Source organism: Acidobacterium sp. FHG110202_01 (assembly GCF_059115305.1).
On record NZ_JBZYWJ010000004.1, the window covers coordinates 28,303 to 47,001 of the forward strand.

17 protein-coding genes are annotated in these 18,699 nt (G+C 56.1%); 9 read left to right on the forward strand and 8 right to left on the reverse strand.

Annotation, left to right across the window (positions count from 1 at the left end):
* Positions 1–7 precede the first annotated feature (7 nt).
* The gene (locus AC5S16_RS09045; RefSeq protein ID WP_493929728.1) at positions 8–1,771 is read left to right on the forward strand and encodes an ABC transporter ATP-binding protein; all 1,764 of its coding nucleotides are present in this window, start codon (positions 8–10) and stop codon (positions 1,769–1,771) included.
* A 111-nt stretch (positions 1,772–1,882) separates the two neighbouring features.
* On the opposite strand, the gene AC5S16_RS09050 is transcribed toward AC5S16_RS09045, so the two are convergent.
* The 3 genes from AC5S16_RS09050 to AC5S16_RS09060 form a co-directional block, all read right to left on the reverse strand.
* A complete protein-coding gene (locus AC5S16_RS09050) occupies positions 1,883–2,323 on the reverse strand; it encodes a flagellar export chaperone FliS (RefSeq protein WP_493929729.1) in 441 nt (146 codons plus the stop codon).
* Between the two features lie 3 nt (positions 2,324–2,326).
* Positions 2,327–3,718 (reverse strand): flagellar filament capping protein FliD, encoded by a 1,392-nt coding sequence (gene fliD / locus AC5S16_RS09055; protein ID WP_493929730.1) that lies wholly within the window; start codon positions 3,716–3,718, stop codon positions 2,327–2,329.
* Between the two features lie 333 nt (positions 3,719–4,051).
* A complete protein-coding gene (locus AC5S16_RS09060; RefSeq protein ID WP_493929731.1) occupies positions 4,052–5,245 on the reverse strand; it encodes a flagellin N-terminal helical domain-containing protein in 1,194 nt (397 codons plus the stop codon).
* A 240-nt stretch (positions 5,246–5,485) separates the two neighbouring features.
* Here AC5S16_RS09060 and AC5S16_RS09065 point away from each other — a divergent pair, with 240 nt between their 5' ends.
* From AC5S16_RS09065 to AC5S16_RS09075, 3 genes are read left to right on the forward strand one after another with little or no spacing between them, the layout of a single operon-like run.
* Positions 5,486–5,824: a flagellar FlbD family protein gene (locus AC5S16_RS09065; RefSeq protein WP_493929732.1), complete on the forward strand. Its 339-nt coding sequence runs from the start codon at positions 5,486–5,488 to the stop codon at positions 5,822–5,824.
* Positions 5,825–5,841: 17 nt separating this feature from the next.
* On the forward strand, positions 5,842–6,621 hold the full coding sequence (locus AC5S16_RS09070; protein ID WP_493929733.1) for a flagellar motor protein: 780 nt from the start codon (positions 5,842–5,844) through the stop codon (positions 6,619–6,621).
* Complete coding sequence (locus AC5S16_RS09075; protein ID WP_493929734.1) at positions 6,618–7,505, forward strand: flagellar motor protein MotB; 888 nt, start codon at positions 6,618–6,620, stop codon at positions 7,503–7,505. Before AC5S16_RS09070 ends, AC5S16_RS09075 begins: the two co-directional genes overlap by 4 nt.
* Here AC5S16_RS09075 and AC5S16_RS09080 read toward each other — a convergent pair.
* Together AC5S16_RS09080 and AC5S16_RS09085 are read right to left on the reverse strand one after the other, a co-directional pair.
* A complete protein-coding gene (locus tag AC5S16_RS09080) occupies positions 7,477–7,914 on the reverse strand; it encodes a secondary thiamine-phosphate synthase enzyme YjbQ (RefSeq protein ID WP_493929735.1) in 438 nt (145 codons plus the stop codon). The genes AC5S16_RS09075 and AC5S16_RS09080 overlap by 29 nt on opposite strands.
* Positions 7,902–9,395: an ATP-binding protein gene (locus AC5S16_RS09085; protein WP_493929736.1), complete on the reverse strand. Its 1,494-nt coding sequence runs from the start codon at positions 9,393–9,395 to the stop codon at positions 7,902–7,904. The genes AC5S16_RS09080 and AC5S16_RS09085 overlap by 13 nt, the downstream gene beginning before the upstream one ends.
* A gap of 41 nt (positions 9,396–9,436) precedes the next feature.
* On the opposite strand from AC5S16_RS09085, the gene AC5S16_RS09090 reads away from it, so the two are divergent.
* The 5 genes from AC5S16_RS09090 to kdpC all read left to right on the forward strand — a co-directional run bounded on the left by AC5S16_RS09090 (position 9,437) and on the right by kdpC (position 14,769).
* Complete coding sequence (locus AC5S16_RS09090; RefSeq protein ID WP_493929737.1) at positions 9,437–10,123, forward strand: response regulator transcription factor; 687 nt, start codon at positions 9,437–9,439, stop codon at positions 10,121–10,123.
* 193 nt (positions 10,124–10,316) lie between these two features.
* The gene (locus tag AC5S16_RS09095; RefSeq protein ID WP_493929738.1) at positions 10,317–10,406 is read left to right on the forward strand and encodes a potassium-transporting ATPase subunit F; all 90 of its coding nucleotides are present in this window, start codon (positions 10,317–10,319) and stop codon (positions 10,404–10,406) included.
* A gap of 3 nt (positions 10,407–10,409) precedes the next feature.
* Complete coding sequence (gene kdpA, locus AC5S16_RS09100; RefSeq protein WP_493929739.1) at positions 10,410–12,137, forward strand: potassium-transporting ATPase subunit KdpA; 1,728 nt, start codon at positions 10,410–10,412, stop codon at positions 12,135–12,137.
* A gap of 16 nt (positions 12,138–12,153) precedes the next feature.
* The gene (gene kdpB / locus AC5S16_RS09105) at positions 12,154–14,187 is read left to right on the forward strand and encodes a potassium-transporting ATPase subunit KdpB (RefSeq protein WP_493929740.1); all 2,034 of its coding nucleotides are present in this window, start codon (positions 12,154–12,156) and stop codon (positions 14,185–14,187) included.
* 9 nt (positions 14,188–14,196) lie between these two features.
* Complete coding sequence (kdpC, locus tag AC5S16_RS09110; protein WP_493929741.1) at positions 14,197–14,769, forward strand: potassium-transporting ATPase subunit KdpC; 573 nt, start codon at positions 14,197–14,199, stop codon at positions 14,767–14,769.
* A 4-nt stretch (positions 14,770–14,773) separates the two neighbouring features.
* Here kdpC and AC5S16_RS09115 read toward each other — a convergent pair whose 3' ends face one another.
* The 3 genes from AC5S16_RS09115 to AC5S16_RS09125 form a co-directional block, all read right to left on the reverse strand.
* Positions 14,774–17,491, reverse strand: coding sequence for an ABC transporter permease (locus AC5S16_RS09115; protein WP_493929742.1), 2,718 nt, complete (start codon positions 17,489–17,491; stop codon positions 14,774–14,776).
* 127 nt (positions 17,492–17,618) lie between these two features.
* Positions 17,619–17,963, reverse strand: a complete 345-nt coding sequence (locus AC5S16_RS09120; RefSeq protein ID WP_493929743.1) for a PadR family transcriptional regulator — start codon at positions 17,961–17,963, stop codon at positions 17,619–17,621.
* A gap of 120 nt (positions 17,964–18,083) precedes the next feature.
* Positions 18,084–18,497: a cupin domain-containing protein gene (locus AC5S16_RS09125; protein WP_493929744.1), complete on the reverse strand. Its 414-nt coding sequence runs from the start codon at positions 18,495–18,497 to the stop codon at positions 18,084–18,086.
* Between the last annotated feature and the right edge of the window lie 202 nt (positions 18,498–18,699).

Here is an 18,699-nt window from a genome sequence, read left to right on the forward strand (position 1 = left end):
TAGGTCCATGTTTAAAAATCTTCAGCCCCTGTTTCCCTACATGCGCCGCTACCGGCGCAGCTTCTTCTGGGGCGGAGTAGCAGTCGTCCTCAGCAACCTCATCTGGATATTCTTCCCGCAGGTCATCCGCATCGCCATCGACGACTTGAACCAGGGAGTAACCGAAAAAAAAATCTGGTTTTACGCCGCGCTCCTCGTGGCTGTCTCCCTGGCCAAGGGCGTCTTCCTCTTTCTCACCCGCTGGATCATCATCGGCATCTCACGCGAAATAGAATTTGACCTGCGCAACGATCTTTTCCTCCAGCTCGAAAAGCAATCCGCTTCCTACTATCAGCAGCACCGCACCGGCGACATCATGGCACGCATGACCAACGACCTCAACGCCGTGCGCATGCTCCTCGGCCCCGCCATTATGTACAGTGCGAATACCGTGCTGTTCTCCATCGGCGCCCTGTTTTTCCTGCTCAAGATCAGCCCGTTTCTCACTCTGGTCGCTCTTGTGCCATTGCCCCTGGCCAGCATTCTCGTGCAAGCCATGGGACGCAAGATTCATGAACGCTTCGAGCGCATCCAGGCCATGTATTCCGACATCTCCGCCCAGGCGCAGGAAAACTTCTCCGGAGCGCGCCTGGTCCGCGCCTTCGCGCAGGAAGAAGCGCAGATCGAGGCATTCGAAAAATCAAACCAGGAATACATTCGCCGCGGACTTCGCCTGGTGCAGCTCATGGGCATGCTATGGCCTACGCTTGAGTTCATTCTCGGACTCGCTCTCGCCATCTCGCTCCTTGTTGGCGGGCACGAAGTCCTCTCGCATCGCATCACTGTCGGCGATTTTGTGGCCTTTAATACCTACATGCTGATGCTTACCTGGCCGATCATTGCATTGGGGTGGGTCGTCAATCTCTTCCAGCGCGGCACAGCATCCGTAGGCCGTATCGATGAGCTTCTAAAGGCAAAGCCCACCATCGACGACCGCGACGCCAACACTGCGATTCCCGATGACTGGACATTGCGCGGAGAAATCGAGTTCCGCAATCTGAATTTCTCTTATGCAAGTGATAACAGCCATGCGGAAATTCTGCACAACATTTCCCTCAAGGTCCCAGCAGGAAGCAGCCTCGCTTTAGTCGGTCCAACCGGCGCAGGCAAGTCCACACTCGTGAATCTCATTGCCCGTGTCTACGACGCCATTCCCGGAAGCATTCTCATAGACGGCCGCCCCGTGCGCGAGTACCCGCTCGATGTGCTCCGCGCCAACATAGGCTTCGTCCCGCAGGAAACCTTCCTCTTCAGCGAAACCATCCGCGAAAACATTGCCTTTGGCGTGCCTTACGCGACTGAGGATGAAGTTCTGCGCGCAGCCGAAGCCGCCCACATTCGCAAAGAGTTCGAAGAGTTCCCTCGCGGATTCGAAACTATGGTAGGCGAACGCGGCGTCACTCTTTCCGGTGGACAGAAGCAGCGTTCTACACTCGCTCGTGCCATCCTCCGCAATCCGCGCATCCTGATCCTCGATGATTCGCTCGCCAGCGTGGACACCTACACCGAAGAGCAGATTCTCGAAGAACTGCGCCGCATCATGAAGGGCCGCACAACAATCCTCATCTCCCACCGCATCTCCACCGTGAGGCATGCCGATCAGATCGCAGTGCTGTCAGGAGGTCGCATCGTAGAACTAGGCACACACGAAGAGCTGTTGGCCCGCAACGGACACTACGCCAATCTCTTCCAGAAACAGCTGCTCGAAGAAGAACTCGCCATAACTCACTAGAACTTCTGGAAGAAACGCAACTCTCAATTCTGTCATCCTTCGCAAAGCGAAGAACCTGCTTCTTTTTCGACGAGGAATGACATCATTCTCATCAATATCCTTCAACGGAATTCAAGCCGTCCATCCGGAAGCTTGAACCGAATCCCCGCTAATGTTCCGCATCGGACCCTGCGGAGCATACATCCTGCGAACATCCGGATCCTGCGCCACCTGCTGCCAAGCCTCGCGCACATTCAGAACACATTTCACAGCCTCACGAAAACGATCCGCAGAAGCCAGCCTCGAGCCCTCCAGACACAGCGCGAAAACCGCAGCATAAAATTCCGAGAGTGATTTCGCCGGCCCACCCACATCCATGCGCAGCTGCGATTGCAAATGCATCAGAATATCGAGCACCCGCTTCACCGCAATGCGCCGCTCATGCACATTTCCTGATTCCGTAGCCGTAATGGCCTGATTCAGGAACCGCACCATGCCGTCGTATAAGGCGACAATCAATTCCACACCATTCATTCCGGCAACTGATTGTTGCTGATAGTTCCGGTTCTGCATCTGCTATCCGTTCTGATTCTGGTTATAGCCCGTGATGGCGCTGTATATTTCGTTAATTTGCTGCAGTTGCTGCGGAATGGAAGTCAAAATGTAATTCGCCTCATTTAACTCTGTAGTCAGCTGTGTCTTCTGTTCGCTGATGGTTGCCTCTTCATTGCTGATGTTCGTGTTCAGCTGCGATTCGACAGCAGAGTTCTGCTGCAAGGCCAGCGTAATCACTCCATTTGAAGAGTCGCTGCCAAGGTTGTCCACAACCGTCGAGAAATTCCCGCCAAACGAAGTGAACGAGCCGCTGGGCTGGAAAAAATTCACCACATCCTGATAATTGCTGTTCAGGACGCTGTCCAGCGTATCCGCATCCAGGGAAAGCGTACCATCGGTGTTTGTCGTAATGCCGAGTTGCGTAATGGAAGTAATCGCGCCGGAGCCCTGCACGAACACCAGTGCCGACTGCAGCGCCTGCTGAATGCTTGCCAGCGTGGGACTGCCGAACAGCGGTTCCGGATTGCCGCTCGAATCATTACCTTCCTGCGTGTTAACGTCCTGCATCACCTTGTTGTAGTCCGTCACAAAGGTATTGATCGCCGATTCGACATCTGAATTATTGTTTGTAATTTCTACCTGAACACTTTCAGCCTGGCCATTCACAGCAGGAGAGGCGCTTAATAACTGGAACGTAACTCCCTGAATGGCATTGGTAACCGTGTTGGAAGCGCTTGTAATAGAAACCCCATCCACCGTAAGCTGCGCATCAGCACCCGGCTGCGTCTGGCTGAAGCTCACTGCCGGAGAACCGGATGTGCTCGTGTCCGTAAGAGTGTTGCCTGTGATGTTGATGCTGCCGCCCGAGCCGCTCGTTTTGCTCACGAGAGAGAGCTGTGCGCCGGAAGCCCCGTTAATGACATTCGCAATCACGCCATAGTTGCCGGAATTGATGGCGCTCGCCAGTGAAGTCAGCGTGTTATTCGAAGAGTCAATCGTAATCTCAGTTCCATTGATAGTAATGCTGCCGCTCAATGCATCGCTGGCGCTGGAGATCGCACTGCTCACATAAGCCGAAGTGCTCGCCAAATTCTGAACCGTAATCGTATGGCTCCCGGCAATAGCGGCAGTAGAAGCCGAGGTCAGCTGCAGGACACTCGTATCAGAACTGGAACCCTGCTTATCAGCAAGCACGCCCTGAAAATCAGTAAGCGACTGTAACGCCGTCGCCAGCGAGCTCAAATCAGTCCCGATACTGCTCAACACCGTATCCTGCGACTGCAGCGCAGAAAGCTGGTTCTTCCACGGCGTCTCAATAGCCTGCATGTTTGTCACGATCTGATTGACCGTGGAGGTCACATCAAACCCCTGCCCGCTCGTTGGCGACCCAAATGAAAGCCCTACCGTTCCCATGCTTCTGTTATCGGTTACTTTCTGCGTGGACTTGAGACGCGAACACGTCTTCTCTTGCCAATGCCACCCTGAACGAAGCGCAGCGCAGTGAAGAATCTGCTTTTTGCTTCGATAGCCGCATCAACGGGTGCCCCATGTTCGCGAAGCTAACGTGGGAGGTTTCGCAGGATGTTCGGCTGCCCCATGCTTTCCGAAAGTATAAAAACTTGTCATCCCGACCGAAGGGAGGGACCTGCAGTTTTGCATCGGTAGCCACATCACCCTAACGACTCCTAGAAACAGAAAAAACAGAGGGCCACAAAAGCCCTCTGCCTGGTTGAAGTGGATTGATGGTTACTGAAGCAGCTTGGTGACCAGCTGTTCCGTGCTGTTGGCCTGCGCCAGAGCGCTGATGCCCGTCTGGCTCAGGATCTCGAACTTCGAAAGGTTCGAGGTCGCTGAAGCATAGTCTGTGGCCATCACGTCGTTCTCTGCCGAGGTCGTGTTGGTGGACTGGGTCGTCTGCACGTTCTCAACCGCGGTAAGCGTGTTGATCTCTGCGCCTTCCGTGCCACGGGCAGAAGCAACCTGTGAGATTGCCGCTGTAATCGCATTAAGAGCGCTCTCGGCCTGCGATGTGCTGTTAAGAGCGGTGCCCGCATACGCGGCATTAGTGGCCGTTCCTGGGTCTGCAGCACCAAGATCAACCTTCGTGCCGGAAGCGGTAGGCGTGAATACATAGTCATTTACAGCAATGGTTGCGCCATAGTCGTCCGTCCCTATTGCGGTTGCCTTCGCCACAGCTCCTGAATAAGCTTTTCCATTGGTGATTTCAATCGCTGTGGTGTCCGAGAGGGTGGTTCCGGTCGCCGTGGCGTTGCCCATGGCGGTCAGATCGATAGTAACGCTTTTTCCATTGGAGTCGGTTGCCGACAGGATGACGTCCGTGCTCTTCATGGTGTTGCCATAACTGTCGTTCTTGCCCACCTGGGCTGTGGTTGCTGTCAACGTGCTTCCCGCGGTGTATACCTCCGACCCCAGGCCCAAAGAGTTTGAATTCGTGCTGCCCAAAGCAGATGTGGCATACGACTGGCTTACTGTACCGTCCGAGGTGTAGATGTTTGCACCCTGGCTGAAGACATTGATGCCGTTGTATTCCGTGTTTGAGTTGATGGTAGAAATTTCCGTCATGATGCTGGAATACTCAGCCTGCGTTGCCGCTTGCTGTGTAGAGTTCAGCGTGCCGTTAGAAGCCTCCGTTGCCAGCGTGACCGCACGGTTCAAAAGGTTGGTCACCTGCGAAAGAGCGCCGTCGGCGACCTGCAGAAAATCCACGCCTTCAGAAGCGTTCTTCGCGGACTGCGAAAGCGCAGTCGAAGACGCCGTCAGACCGTTTGCCAGCGAAAGCCCGGCAGCATCATCCGCGCCGGAATTAATGCGCGAGCCAGACGAAAGCTGAGTCAGCGTATTCTGCAGGCTCGACTGCGTCTGGTTCAGGTTATTTTCCGCATACAGCGCGGAAATATTGTTCAGGACACCCAGTGACATATAAGTAGTGCTCCTCTTCTGCGTTGAAGGTTGAATTCGGTTGCCAGCTTCGGGTGCCTGGCAGCCATGTTACCCACTGCCTTCATCGGCGCAGGAGTAAGGCACTTTATGAACCGACCTGAGTTTGGCATCCGGCGTGCGTATCACTCCGGACAGACGGCCGGATCAGCTCGAAAAGATCAATCTTTTCCCCATCCTGCCGATAAGTTCCTTGCCAAGGCAGGAGGGCCTCATCCACTCATGATTGAACTTACCCGGCTCAACGGGAACCTCATGGTCGTCAACAGCGATCTCATCAAGTACGTCGAGTCGTCGCCGGACACCATGCTCACACTCATTAACGGCGAAAAGATTGTCGTCTCTGAGCTCTGCCAGGAAGTCGTCGAGCGCATCACCGCCTACCGCGCGCGGCTTCTCAAAGATGTGCTGATGCCGGCCTCTGCCGATGGGCTGAACGCTCTCGCAGCCGCGGCAAAAGCATCGGGCCTGCGCGTCATCGCGGCCAAAAACAGTGAAGTGCCAGAGACCGATGAGGCAGCGCAGCAGCGCCGCCGTCGCCGGGATCCGATCCTAAGCTAACTCCTGGAAAAAACATCATGGATAAAAGCAGCTTTAGTGGAGTCATACTCGCGCTGGCCGGAATCCTCGCCGGCCTGCTGATTGAAGGCGGACACATCGGCCAGATCCTGCAGCCGACTGCCGCCATGATCGTTCTCGGCGGAACGCTCGGCGCGGTCATGCTGCAGTTCCCGCTGGTAACCATAGGAAAGTCTTTCAAGCGGCTGGCTCGTGTCTTCTTCGTCAAGAAAACCAATACCGACGCCACAGTAAAGCTGCTGCTGGGCTTTGCCAACAAAGCGCGGCGCAGCGGCATCGTCTCCCTCGATCAGGATTTGCCGACCATCACCGATCCATTCCTCAAGCAGGCCCTCATGCTCGCTGTTGACGGCACAGAGCCCGCAGAGCTGCGCAAGATCATGGAGCTTCACCTCGAAAACCAGGCCCACGCGGAAGACGCCATCCCGGCAGTCTTTGAGTCTGCCGGTGGTTTCGCCCCAACCATCGGAATCATCGGTGCTGTCATGGGACTGATCCAGGTCATGCAGCATCTCGATCACATGGACGAAGTAGGCAAAGGCATCGCCGTGGCTTTTGTCGCCACTATCTATGGCGTAGGCTGCGCCAACATCTTCTTTCTCCCTGCGGCCGGCAAACTGCGCCATCGCATCGCGGAAGAACAACGCCTCAAGGAGATGACACTCGAAGGAGTCATCTCCATTCTCGAAGGCATGAACCCTCGCATGATCGAAGCCAAGCTACAAAGTTTCCAGACACAATCGCCAAAGAAGAAGAGTGAGGAGGTGCAGGCCGCATGAAGCAGGACAAAAAGCCGAAGCACGGCACCAGCCACGAACGTTGGCTCGTTTCTTACGCTGATTTCATCACTCTCATGTTTGCGTTCTTCGTCGTGATGTACGCGAGTTCCAAGGCCGACCAGTACAAACAGGCAGAAGCGGCACAGGCCATCAACGAAGCGTTCAAGTCCCTGGGCCTCTTTCAGTCAGCAAACAAGGTTCCGGATGCAAAAGCCATGGCCACAGCGCTCGCCACTTCACCCGACTCGGCTGTATCACCCATGAACATCGTTCTTGGCGAACAGATTCTCGCTTCGCCCGAAGTACAGCATGACCTCGCGCGCCTTAAAAAGCAGCTCGAAGGACTGCTTTCCAACCAGATCGCCCATCATGTCGTCGCGCTGCGTATCGGGCACGATGGCCTCATCATTTCCCTGCGCGAGGCCGGTTTCTATGACAGCGGCTCCGCAGCTCCGCATCCTGACTCCATCAAAGCCATTGACGAAATCGCCGAAGCCCTGCGTGCGACTCCATATGACATCCGCATCGAAGGCCACACAGACAACGTGCCTATTCACAACGATCAGTTCGATTCAAACTGGGAGCTCTCGACAGCGCGCGCCACACGCATGGCAAAGATGTTCATCGTAGGCCATCGCTTTGCCCCGGTGCGTCTCTCCGCCTCCGGTTATGCGGAATTTCACCCTGTCGCCAGCAATATCTCTCCCGACGGACGTTCGCAAAATCGCCGCGTCGACATCATCGTGCTTCCCATGATGACCGTGCCTCGCGCTCCATCCATCGATGTCTCGCGCTCCAGTCCTCAAACCGTCAACGCGGCAATCCCCCGCGTCGATAACACGACGCAGGCCTCGGCTACGCCACTCCCATCAGTTTCACAATGACACGCTTGCGTCGTTGTCCGTCAAACTCCGCATAAAAGGCCTGTTGCCACGTCCCAAGATCAAGCTTTCCCTCAGTAATAGGCAGCGTGATCTCATGGTGCAGCAGCAGCGACTTCAAATGCGCGTCGGCATTATCCTCGCCCGTCTGATGATGCCTGTAGTCAGCCCGCACAGGAGCCAGTTTTTCCAGCCACTCTTCGATATCCGCAATCAGGCCGCTCTCGAGATCATTCACATAGATCGCCGCAGTTATGTGCATCGGCGAGACAAAGCAGAACCCGTCGCGGATGCCGCTCCGCGACACAATCTCTTCAAGCTGCGGCGTCATCAGCACAATCTCGCGCCGCTTTCTTGTGTTGAAAATCAGATATTCTGTATGCGTCTTCGCTGTTCCGGTTACGCTCGCCATTCACCACCTCCAACCATCTCAGCCGTGCGGCTCTGTTCCAGCGGCAGCCAGAATGTGAAAACCGCCCCCTTGCCGGGCTCGCTTCTTACTTCGATGCCGCCGCCATGCGCAATCAGAATGGCCTTCGCAATCGCCAGGCCAAGGCCACTTCCCTCCACGCGCTCGCGCTGGTTGCTCCCGCGATAAAACTTGTCGAAGATAAACGGCTGTTCCGCCGGATCGATGCCCGCGCCCTGGTTTGCCACATGCACCAGCAGCCGTTCGTCCGCAACTTCGGCGGTAATCTGTATAGGCGATCTTGCCGGAGAATACTTCATCGCATTCTCGAGCAAATGCCGCAGCACCCTCCTGACAAGCTCCGCATCCATCGATACGCGCGGAATATCCACAGGAACATGCAACTCCACTGTACGGGCACGGAGGCGCACATCTTCTTCCTGCAAAACAGCCTCAATCACCTCACGAACATTCTGCTCGCTGGGACGAACCTGCAATCCGGCAGAGTCCAGCCGGGCCATCTCCACCGCTTCCCCAATCAACCGGTCGAGGCGCTGACTCTCCTCATCCACAATCGCATACATCTCATGCCTCTCCTGGTCAGGCAGAGCTGGTTGGGCAATCAGACTGGTCGCTGCTGCACGAATCGCCGTCAGCGGAGTACGAAGCTCATGCGTAACCGAATCGAGCAGCGCGTTACGCAGTCTCTCACCTTCGCGGACTGCCTCCATCCGGCTCGTCCGCTCCAGCACCGCCGTGCGTTCAAGCGCAATCGCAATCAAGCCACCCATCGCCTCATACATCTGCTGCGAGTGCCCGCCGTCCACAACAGCAAATGTCCCGGCACAGTGCAGCCCTAGCATCAATGGCGCAATGTATATCTGGGATTCCCGGCGAATTCCGGGATCCGGATTCTGCGCCACCCGCTTCAAATCGACCGCAGGAAGCAATTCATTGTCGGGATCAGAGTAGTAAGCCGCATCCTGCTCCCGCACATAGATGGCAACTGCGCGCAACCCAAAAACACGTGCTGCGATTGACGGCGTCTCGCGAGCCAGCGTGTGCATGTCCTCATGCAGAAGCAGCTGCTGGCTGAATTCATACAGCCGCTCCACTTCTCTGCGGCGCTGCTCGGAAAGCTCTCTCTGCCTGCGCGCGTTGTCCGCCAGGTGGCTCACCAGAACACCCGTCGCCAGAAACACCGAGAGCGCAACCCAGTTTTGCGGATCAGCAATGGTCAGTGTTCCAAATGGCGGCAGAAAGAAAAAGTTATAAAGCAGCGTGCAAAGAATCGAGAGATAAATAGAATGGGCAAGCCGCCATCGTGAAGCGGTTAGCAGCACTACAACCAGGAAACTAAGCGCAACCGTAGCCGGGTTGACATGCACTAAAAAACGGAACAGAACTACAAGCGCACAAACCACTGCGGTAGAAACCGCATAGCGCGCCACGTTCAATCCCGTATTTCCATTCTTCTCCTGCATTGTTGGCAGCAAACTCAACCGCGATGATACTTTAGGTAAGTATGCCTGCACGAGTCCTGGTTGTGGATGATGAGCTTCAGATCACGCGCGTCTTGCGCGCTTCGCTTTCCGCCCAGGGCTACGATGTCCGCACCGCAAACGAACCCGAAGAGGCCCTGCGCCTCGTGCAGGAATGGCCTCCCGACCTCATCATCACTGACCTGATGATGCCTGGCATGAACGGCATCGAACTTTCGCGTGCCATCCGTGCAAAAAGCAGTGTACCCATCCTTGTGCTTTCTGTGCGCGACCAGGAGCGCACCAAAATCGAAGCCCTGGACGCCGGCGCCGATGACTACGTAACCAAACCCTTCAGCACCCAGGAACTCCTCGCACGCGTCCGCGCCCATCTGCGTCGCGCTCCCGATCGCGATACCGACTCGCCCATCGAAGTCGGAGACTTCGTCATCGATCCCGCAGCCCACAGCGTGACCGTGAACGGCAATTCAGTTCACTTGACGCCGAAAGAGTTTGATCTGCTCCTTCATCTCGCCCGCAATCCCGGCAAGGTCATCACGCATCGCGCGCTGCTTACTTCTGTTTGGGGGGCGCAGTCCGCCCAGCAGCCCGAATACCTGCGCGTCTTCGTCGGTCAGTTGCGCAAAAAACTCAAAGGCGATTCAGCAAAAGAGTACATCCAGACCGAGCCCTGGGTCGGCTATCGTTTCCTCCCCGAAGGCGCAGAATAGCCTCGCCAATACCCGCGTTTACGACTTCCTTACGAATTCCTTACGCACGGCTTAGTGTCCTCCCTGTCTACTGAAAACAGCTTGGAGAGGTGTGTCTTCATGTGGGACATTTCGATATTTGTTATCACCATCATCTTCTTTTTCGTCGCACTGGTGTACGTGCGCGCCTGTGGCCGTCTGAGGTAATCAAGTCATGACCCTACTTACAGCAATCATTCTTGTGATCACAGTCTTCGTCATGGCTTACCTGGTGGCGACACTGCTTTACCCGGAGAAATTCTAAAAAATGACAGCCAACGGATGGCTTCAGTTACTGCTTCTTTTCGTCGTCCTCGTGGTGCTCATGCGCCCGCTCGGCATATACATGGCCCGCGTCTTTCAAGGCGAACGTACCTTTGCTGACCCATTGTTCAAGCCGGTCGAACGCCTCCTCTACCGGCTCTTCGGCGTGCGCAGCGATGAAGAAATGGGCTGGAGCCAATACACCATAGCTCTCCTGCTCTTCAGCTTGGTTTCCCTGCTGCTCACCTATATCATCGAGCGCGCCCAGCACTGGCTCCCCTGGAACCCGCAGCATTTTGCCGGCGTTACTCCCGATCTTGCATGGAACACCGCTGCCTCATTCACCACGAACACGAACTGGCAGTCCTATACCGGCGAAGCCGTCATGAGTTACTTCACGCAGATGATGGGTCTCGCCTATCACAACTTCCTCAGCGCTGCCGTTGGCATCGCAGCTGCCATTGCACTGGTGCGCGGCATTACACGCAAGGAAGCGAAGACCATCGGAAACTTCTGGGTTGACGCCACTCGCGCCACACTCTATGTTCTGCTCCCCATCTGCATCGTCTACGCGGGCTTCCTCGTTCAGCAAGGAGTAGTACAGAACCTCAAGCCCTACACCACTGTTGCGACACTCGAGCAGCCCAATCAAACGCAGACCATTGCGCAGGGACCCGTAGCATCGCAGGAAGCCATCAAGATGCTCGGCACTAACGGCGGCGGCTTCTTCAACGCTAATAGCGCACATCCATTCGAGAATCCAACCCCGCTCACCAACTTCGTCGAGATGCTCTCCATCTTCCTCATCCCCGCTGCGCTTACCGTCACGCTGGGCAGAATGACCGGATCGCCCGGCCACGGATGGGCTGTCTTTGCCTGCATGTCTGTGCTCTTCCTCGCGGGATTCATTACCGCCTACTGGGCCGAATCGCAGCCGCATCCCATGCTTCACGGAGTAGATCAGCATGTCAGCGCCTTGCAATCCGGCGGAAATATGGAGGGCAAAGAAGTACGTTTCGGCATTTCGCAGTCCGCGCTCTTCGCCACCATCACCACTGACGCCAGCTGCGGCGCTGTCAACTCCATGCATGACTCCTTCATGCCCCTTGGAGGCATGATCCCCCTCGCAAACATCATGCTGGGTGAAATCGTCTTCGGCGGAGTAGGCGCAGGCCTCTATGGAATCCTGATCTACGTCGTGCTCTCCGTCTTCATCGCTGGTCTCATGGTCGGGCGTACTCCGGAATATCTGGGCAAAAAAATCGAAGCCTATGACGTGAAGATGGCCATGCTCTACGTGCTCATCTTCCCGCTCGTCATTCTCGTGCTCACCGCCATCTCCGTGCGAGCTCCAATGGGCCTCAGCGCTCTCGCCAACAACGGCCCCCACGGCTTGAGCGAAATCCTCTACGCCTTCACATCAGGAGCAGGAAACAATGGTTCCGCATTCGGCGGACTCAGCGCCAACACTCATTGGTACAACCTCAGCCTCGGATTCACCATGCTCATCGGCCGTTTCCTCATGATGGTGCCGATGCTTGCCATCGCCGGGAATCTCGCGCAGAAAAAGAGCATCCCTCCCTCGCCGGGAACGTTCCCCGTCAACACCAGCCTGTTTACTGTGCTGTTGACTGGCATCATCCTCATCGTTGGCGCGCTGACTTTCTTCCCCGTTCTGAGCCTCGGGCCCATCCTTGAACACCTGCTGCTGCGCGCAGGACAACTCTTTTAGCGCAGCGGAGAAAGCAATGGCAAAACGGCAAAGCCTCTGGAATCCAACAATCCTGCGCCAGGCAATCGTTGGCGCACTCACGAAACTCAACCCGCGCGTGATGGTGAAGAACCCCGTCATGTTCGTGGTTGAGATTGGCAGCGTGGTCACAACCGGCCTGCTCATTCAGGACCTCGTCCAGCAGCGCCCCGGCTTCGCATTCGACCTGCAGATTACGCTCTGGCTCTGGTTCACTGTGCTCTTCGCGAACTTTGCTGAAGCCATGGCCGAAGGCCGCGGCAAGGCCCAGGCAGACACTCTGCGCAAAGCCAAGGGCGAAACCATGGCTTATCGCATCAAAAAAGACGGCACAACGGAAGCCATCTCCAGCCCGCAGCTCCGCGCAGGAGACATCATCAAGGTAGAAGCCGGACAGTTCATTGCCGGCGACGGTGAAGTCATCGAAGGCGTGGCCTCCGTCGATGAGTCCGCCATCACCGGCGAATCCGCACCCGTTATTCGTGAAGCCGGAGGCGACCGCTCCGCCGTCACTGGGGGAACACGCGTTCTCTCTGACTGGATCATCGTCCGCATCACATCGAATCCCGGCGAGACATTTCTCGATCGCATGATCGGGCTCGTCGAAGGCGCAGAGCGTCAGAAGACGCCGAATGAAATCGCATTGAGCATTCTTCTCTCCGGACTCACTATCGTCTTCCTGCTCGCCGTCGCCACCCTGCAGCCCTTTGCGATCTACTCCAACGCGCCGCAGACCGTCTTCGTTCTTGTCTCGTTGCTCGTTTGCCTGATCCCAACCACGATCGGCGGCCTGCTCTCCGCCATCGGCATCGCCGGCATGGATCGCTTGGTGCAATACAACGTTCTTGCCATGTCAGGCCGTGCCGTCGAAGCAGCAGGTGACGTCAACACATTGCTTCTCGACAAAACCGGAACCATCACTCTCGGCAATCGTCAGGCCACCGAGTTCTATCCCGCTCCAGGCATCAGCACCGAACGCTTGGCTGATGCCGCACAGCTCGCATCACTCGCTGACGAAACACCCGAGGGCCGCTCCATCGTCGTACTGGCAAAAGAAAAATACAATCTCCGCGGACGCGACCTCACCGGCATGCAGGCGCAATTCGTGCCCTTCACCGCGCAGACTCGCATGTCCGGCGTTGATCTGCCCGGAACCATGATTCGCAAAGGTTCCGCAGATGCAATTGCGCGTTTTCTTGAGCAAAAAAACTCGAGCCTTCCGCGCAAAGTCTCAGACAAGGTTGAAGAGATCGCCCGCCTCGGCGGCACGCCGCTCGTCGTTGCTGAAAACAACACCGCGCTCGGCGTCGTCTACCTCAAGGACATCGTCAAAGGCGGCCTCAGTGACCGCCTCGCTCGCCTGCGCGCAATGGGCATCCGCACTATTATGATCACCGGTGACAACCCGCTCACCGCCGCCGTCATCGCGCGTGAAGCGGGAGTCGACGACTTTCTCGCCGAAGCCAAGCCTGAAGACAAGATGAACCTCATCAAGCGCGAGCAGGGCAAGGGCAAACTCGTCGCCATGACCGGAGACGGCACCAACGACGCTCCTGCGCTCGCGCAGGCCGACGTCGGCGTCGCCATGAACACCGGCACGCAGGCCGCAAAAGAGGCCGGCAACATGGTCGACCTCGACTCCAATCCGACCAAGCTCATCGAAATTGTCGAGATCGGCAAGCAGCTCCTCATGACGCGCGGCGCGCTCACAACTTTTTCTATCGCGAATGATGTCGCAAAATACTTCGCCATCATCCCGGCCATGTTCGCCGGCGTCTTCCCCGTGCTGAATGCGCTGAACATCATGCATCTGCAGACGCCGCACTCGGCCATTCTTTCCGCGGTGGTCTTCAATGCCATCATCATCATCGCGCTCGTCCCGCTGGCGCTGCGTGGTGTGAAATACGAGCCCAAATCAGCGCAGGCGCTGCTGCGGCGCAACCTGCTGATCTACGGCGTAGGCGGCATCATTGTCCCTTTTGTCGGAATCAAGCTCATCGACGTCGTTCTGAACGGCCTTCACCTGGTCTGAGGATTTTCCATGAAACAGACACTCATCATCTCGATCCGTTTCACTCTCGTAACTGCCCTATTGCTCGGGCTCATCTATCCACTCGCCATCACTGGCATCGCGCATCTGCTCTTCCCCAGTCAGGCCGATGGACAGCTTATCTCACGCAACGGCCAGATCATCGGCTCGCGCGTCATTGGACAGAGCTTCACCAGCGATAAGTACTTCCACAGCCGTCCCTCGGCAGCAGGCAACGGCTATGACGCCACTTCTTCCGGAGGATCAAACCTCGCGCCATCCAGTCAGAAACTGATTTCTCGTATTCAGGGAGATGTGACGAAATACCAGCAGGAAGCCAACGGCCAGCCGATACCGATCGATCTGGTCACGGCTTCAGGCTCCGGACTCGATCCTGACATCACACCCGCTGCCGCCCTCTTCCAGGTGCATCACGTTGCCCAGGCGCGCGGACTCGACGAAACCACAGTACACAACCTGGTAACAACTCACATCCAGCAGCGCCAGTTCGGACTCCTCGGCGAACCGCGAGTCAATGTTCTTGAACTGAATCTCGCCCTGGACGAGCTGCCACAATCACACTGATGTCTTACTCCGTCCTCAAAGCCCGCGCAGGCTCGATCAAAGCCGCGCGGCGCGCCGGAATCAGTCCCGCCACCAAAGCCGCTGCCAGAAGCGTAAGAACTGAAACCACCAGCACACCCACATCCATGCCCTTCATCTCATAGAGCTGCGACTCTACATACCGCGCGCAGAGCAGGACGATCGGAATGCCAATAGCCAATCCCAGCACAGCCTGAATCATCGCTCCGCGCATAACCATCGCAATCACCCGGACGCGTTTCGCACCCAGGGCCATGCGGATGCCGATCTCGCTGGTCCGCCGCGCGACTGTATATGCAGTCACTCCATAAAGACCAATCGTTGCCAGCAGCAGCGCCAGTGCGCCAAACATCACCGTCAATCGTGCAACCAGGCGTTCATGGCTGAACTGATCAAAAATCTGCTGATCGAATGTCTGGAACTTCACCACTGTCAGGTTGGGATTGATGCTCGCAAGCGTCTGCCTTGTCAGTGCCTCCATGTTGTCGATCGGTCTGTTCGTCTTCAACACGATGGCTCCGGCATACATCATTCCGTCATTTTCAATCGGCCCCTTATCACTCAATGGCCTCTGCGCCAGTGGGACAAAATACATCCGGTGGTCCGCCCAACGGGCACTGGTATAGACCGTGTTTTCCACTATACCGACAATTTCAAAATCTCCCACTGACTCCGGCCCAGGCGAGCCAAAATGGTGCCCGATCGGGTTTTCGCCTGGCTTGAACAACCTCTTCACAAAATTCTGGTTTACAACCGCCACTGCGCGCGAGGTAGAAGTGTCCTGCGGAGTGATCCCTCGTCCCATGACAACGCGCGTTCCCACAGAATCGAAATATTCTGAATTTATTTTGATCCAGGAAGACTCGATATTCGGGTCTGGTTTGCCCTGTACCTGGACGCTCCAGCCATTATTGTTGTCCTCCATAGGCGTGTATGAGCTGATGCCCACTTTCTCCACACCCGGTACGGCATGGAACCGTTCTTCCATCGTTCGGTAGAGCGCTTCCACTTGCGTCTGTTTATAGCCTGCGGCCTGCGGATTGATATGAGCGATATAACGGTTGGTTGATTCCAGTTTGAGATCGGTACTCTGCAGCTTATAGAGGCTGCGCGAGAATAATCCCGCACCTACCAGCAGTACCAATGATAACGCCGCCTGCAGGACTACCAGTCCGCGTTGCAGCAACGAAGCGCCATGAGCCGTTGTCCGCGATCCGCTGCGCAGCGCATCCGCCGGCTCTGCCTGCGCGGCAATCCAGGCCGGAGCTACGCCAAACAGAATGCCGGTCACCAGCGACAGTCCACATGCAAATCCGAGCACAGGCACGGACGGGCTTGCATGAATGGGAACACCCTGCGCTCCGGGAAACGCCAGCGCCAGCAGCATTCTCGTTCCGGCATATGCCACCGCCAGCCCAGCCATCCCGCCCATCACAGAAAGGACCACGCTCTCCGTCAGCAGTTGCCGGATGATTCTTCCTCGCGCCGCACCCAACGCCGTTCGCACGGACATTTCCGTCTTCCGCGCCATGCCCCGCACCAGAAGAAGATTTGCGATGTTCGCGCACGCAATCAGCAGCACAAGTCCCGAGAGCGCCATCAGCATACGCAACTGCGCCCCGTAAGCTTCCTGCATGTTCTGGATACCGGCGCCTGCAGGCGTAAGCGCTACGTGCACCTTGGCCAGGTCTGCCTTTCCCTTCCCGGAGTAATAAGGCCGGTTCGCGGCCCAGTATTGCCTCACCAGTGCGCTTAACTTCTCCTGCAATGCCGGAATCCGCATTCCCGGCTTCACTCGCCCAACCATGTACAGCCACTGAACATTTGGCTCATGCACATAAGAAGCGATTGCCAGCACCGGCATTGTCCCAATCGGCAAATAGAAATCCGGAGGCGTGCTCGACATGCGATCGCCATAAAACCCCTCTGGCGCAATCCCCGCAATCGTTACCGGTTTTGTATTTATCCAGAATGTGCTGCCCACAACCGAGGGATCGCCCGCATAATCACGCTGCCAGGTCTCATAGCTCATGACCGCCGTCATCGGCGCGCCTTCAACGTCATCCGAATCGGTAAATAGTCTCCCCGCCTGGGATCTCAGCCCAAAAACAGAAAAATAATTGCCGGAAACAAACTCGCCCATCACCGAGCGCGCTTCCTTCGCTCCATCGCGCCGCACCGTCACCGGACGCCATTCAAATCCTGCCTGTATCGCCGCCAGTTCTTCGAACTCTGGCGCATTCTTCTTTAAAAGCTGCCACGCTGCTGTTGGGAACAGACTGTAGCCACCGTTATCCGGTCTTCCCTGGCCTACGCAGCAATCGTCGCTGTCTCCAATCCTTATCAGCGTCTTCGGATCAGCCACAGGCAGGTTCTTCATCAGCACTGCATTCACCAGAGTGAAGATGGCTGCATTCGCACCAATGCCAAACGCCAATGTAAGAACTACTACGATCGTGAATCCCGGAGATTTACGCAAAACGCGAAGGCTGAAACCCACGTCCTGCCCAAGCCGCTCCAGCCATTGCCAACCCCAGATTTCGCGCGACTTCTCCTTCGCCTGCAGAACATTTCCAAACTTGCGCATCGCGGCATGCCGCGCTTCCTCGGGAGACATCCCCGCCTCGATGTTCTCCCGCGTCTCAAGATCAATGTGCGTTTGGATTTCATCTTCCAGACTGTCTTTGCGCCTCTTCCAATACATGGCAAAAGTCCCTCTGTGAAAAAGCCTCTGTGTTCTCTGCGGTCGGAGCCAACCCTGAGCAAAGCCGCAGGGTGGTGAAAATTTCTCTGCGCAAACTCCGTCCTCTGCGGTAGGCTTTAATACGCAATTAAACCGGCGATAGAATGCGGGCAATCGCACGCGAAAGCCGCTGCCACTTCGATGTTTCGCGCGACAATTTCTCCCTGCCTTTCGCCGTAAGCCGGTAGAACCTCGCCTTGCGGTTGTTCTCCGAGACGCCGTCCTCCGCCACAATAAGCCCGAGCTTCATCAGCCGCTGCAGCGCAGGATAGAGTGACCCGTGCCCCACCTGCAGCACTTCTTCCGACCTGTGCTCAATAGATCGCGCAATGGCATGACCATGCGCACGTCCAAATGCAAGCGTCTGCAGGATGAGCAGATCCAGCGTCCCCTGCAGAAGCTCCAGTTGTTCGTCCGATTCTCTAGTCGTCATTCGACCTAAAGCTAAACACGCTCAGGTCGAATGTCAAGGGGAAATGTTATGGAATTAGGATCTATGGATTACAGCAGTGCATTTCTAGAAAGGACCCCGCCAGGGGAGCCTGAAACCGATTCAGGCTCCTTTGATAAAGCTCTCCGGAGTGCCATCTTCCGGATTCACAAAAATAATGTCTTTGGGATCTCGCCGCGGCGCGTCAATGGAAAGGAAAACCACTGGCTCCTCAAAAATTTCAGGGAGCGCATGTATTGTGCGGCGCTTGAAGAACAGAAAGTCACCAGGAGCGAACTCCCCGCTGTTCGATGCATCCCCCATCCAGAATGTGCCCTTGCCGGAAAGCACGTACAGGTATTCGTCGCTTCCTTCGTGATAGTGAGGAGGGGTACCTCTGTACACCCGGAATATACGTGCACTCGCTGCTTCTTCATTTGTCAGATAGGTATCCAGAAGCAGGGTGTCCGCAGTCTCGGGAAACTGCTGTGCGATTTCCAGCACTTTAAAACGCCCAAAATCAACAATCGGTTTCATCTCGGATCTCCTCCTTTTTTGACAATTGCTTGAAGCTTCAACTCCACGTAAGTCGTGTCAAGCCCCTGGGAATGGACAAATTCAGCAATCACCAGATTTCAATAGACTTACTCAGTCAAAATACTTGCAGGGAATTATGCCTGAATTTGCTATTCTGGAATTAGATCAAAGAAAAGGGCATGGCTCATAAGTCATGCCCTTT

Excerpts from the sequence above, each read along its gene's own strand:
- AC5S16_RS09075 (WP_493929734.1), top strand. The coding sequence starts at position 6,618 with ATGAAGCAGGACAAAAAGCCGAAGCACGGCACCAGCCACGAACGTTGG.
- kdpB (WP_493929740.1), top strand. The coding sequence starts at position 12,154 with ATGGCAAAACGGCAAAGCCTCTGGAATCCAACAATCCTGCGCCAGGCA.
- AC5S16_RS09065 (WP_493929732.1), top strand. The coding sequence starts at position 5,486 with ATGATTGAACTTACCCGGCTCAACGGGAACCTCATGGTCGTCAACAGC.
- fliD (WP_493929730.1), bottom strand. The coding sequence starts at position 3,718 with ATGGGAACGGTAGGGCTTTCATTTGGGTCGCCAACGAGCGGGCAGGGG.
- AC5S16_RS09060 (WP_493929731.1), bottom strand. The coding sequence starts at position 5,245 with ATGTCACTGGGTGTCCTGAACAATATTTCCGCGCTGTATGCGGAAAAT.
- AC5S16_RS09095 (WP_493929738.1), top strand. The coding sequence starts at position 10,317 with ATGACCCTACTTACAGCAATCATTCTTGTGATCACAGTCTTCGTCATG.
- kdpC (WP_493929741.1), top strand. The coding sequence starts at position 14,197 with ATGAAACAGACACTCATCATCTCGATCCGTTTCACTCTCGTAACTGCC.
- AC5S16_RS09050 (WP_493929729.1), bottom strand. The coding sequence starts at position 2,323 with ATGCAGAACCGGAACTATCAGCAACAATCAGTTGCCGGAATGAATGGT.
- AC5S16_RS09070 (WP_493929733.1), top strand. The coding sequence starts at position 5,842 with ATGGATAAAAGCAGCTTTAGTGGAGTCATACTCGCGCTGGCCGGAATC.
- AC5S16_RS09115 (WP_493929742.1), bottom strand. The coding sequence starts at position 17,491 with ATGTATTGGAAGAGGCGCAAAGACAGTCTGGAAGATGAAATCCAAACG.
- AC5S16_RS09085 (WP_493929736.1), bottom strand. The coding sequence starts at position 9,395 with ATGCAGGAGAAGAATGGAAATACGGGATTGAACGTGGCGCGCTATGCG.
- AC5S16_RS09120 (WP_493929743.1), bottom strand. The coding sequence starts at position 17,963 with ATGACGACTAGAGAATCGGACGAACAACTGGAGCTTCTGCAGGGGACG.
- AC5S16_RS09080 (WP_493929735.1), bottom strand. The coding sequence starts at position 7,914 with ATGGCGAGCGTAACCGGAACAGCGAAGACGCATACAGAATATCTGATT.
- AC5S16_RS09045 (WP_493929728.1), top strand. The coding sequence starts at position 8 with ATGTTTAAAAATCTTCAGCCCCTGTTTCCCTACATGCGCCGCTACCGG.
- kdpA (WP_493929739.1), top strand. The coding sequence starts at position 10,410 with ATGACAGCCAACGGATGGCTTCAGTTACTGCTTCTTTTCGTCGTCCTC.
- AC5S16_RS09125 (WP_493929744.1), bottom strand. The coding sequence starts at position 18,497 with ATGAAACCGATTGTTGATTTTGGGCGTTTTAAAGTGCTGGAAATCGCA.
- AC5S16_RS09090 (WP_493929737.1), top strand. The coding sequence starts at position 9,437 with ATGCCTGCACGAGTCCTGGTTGTGGATGATGAGCTTCAGATCACGCGC.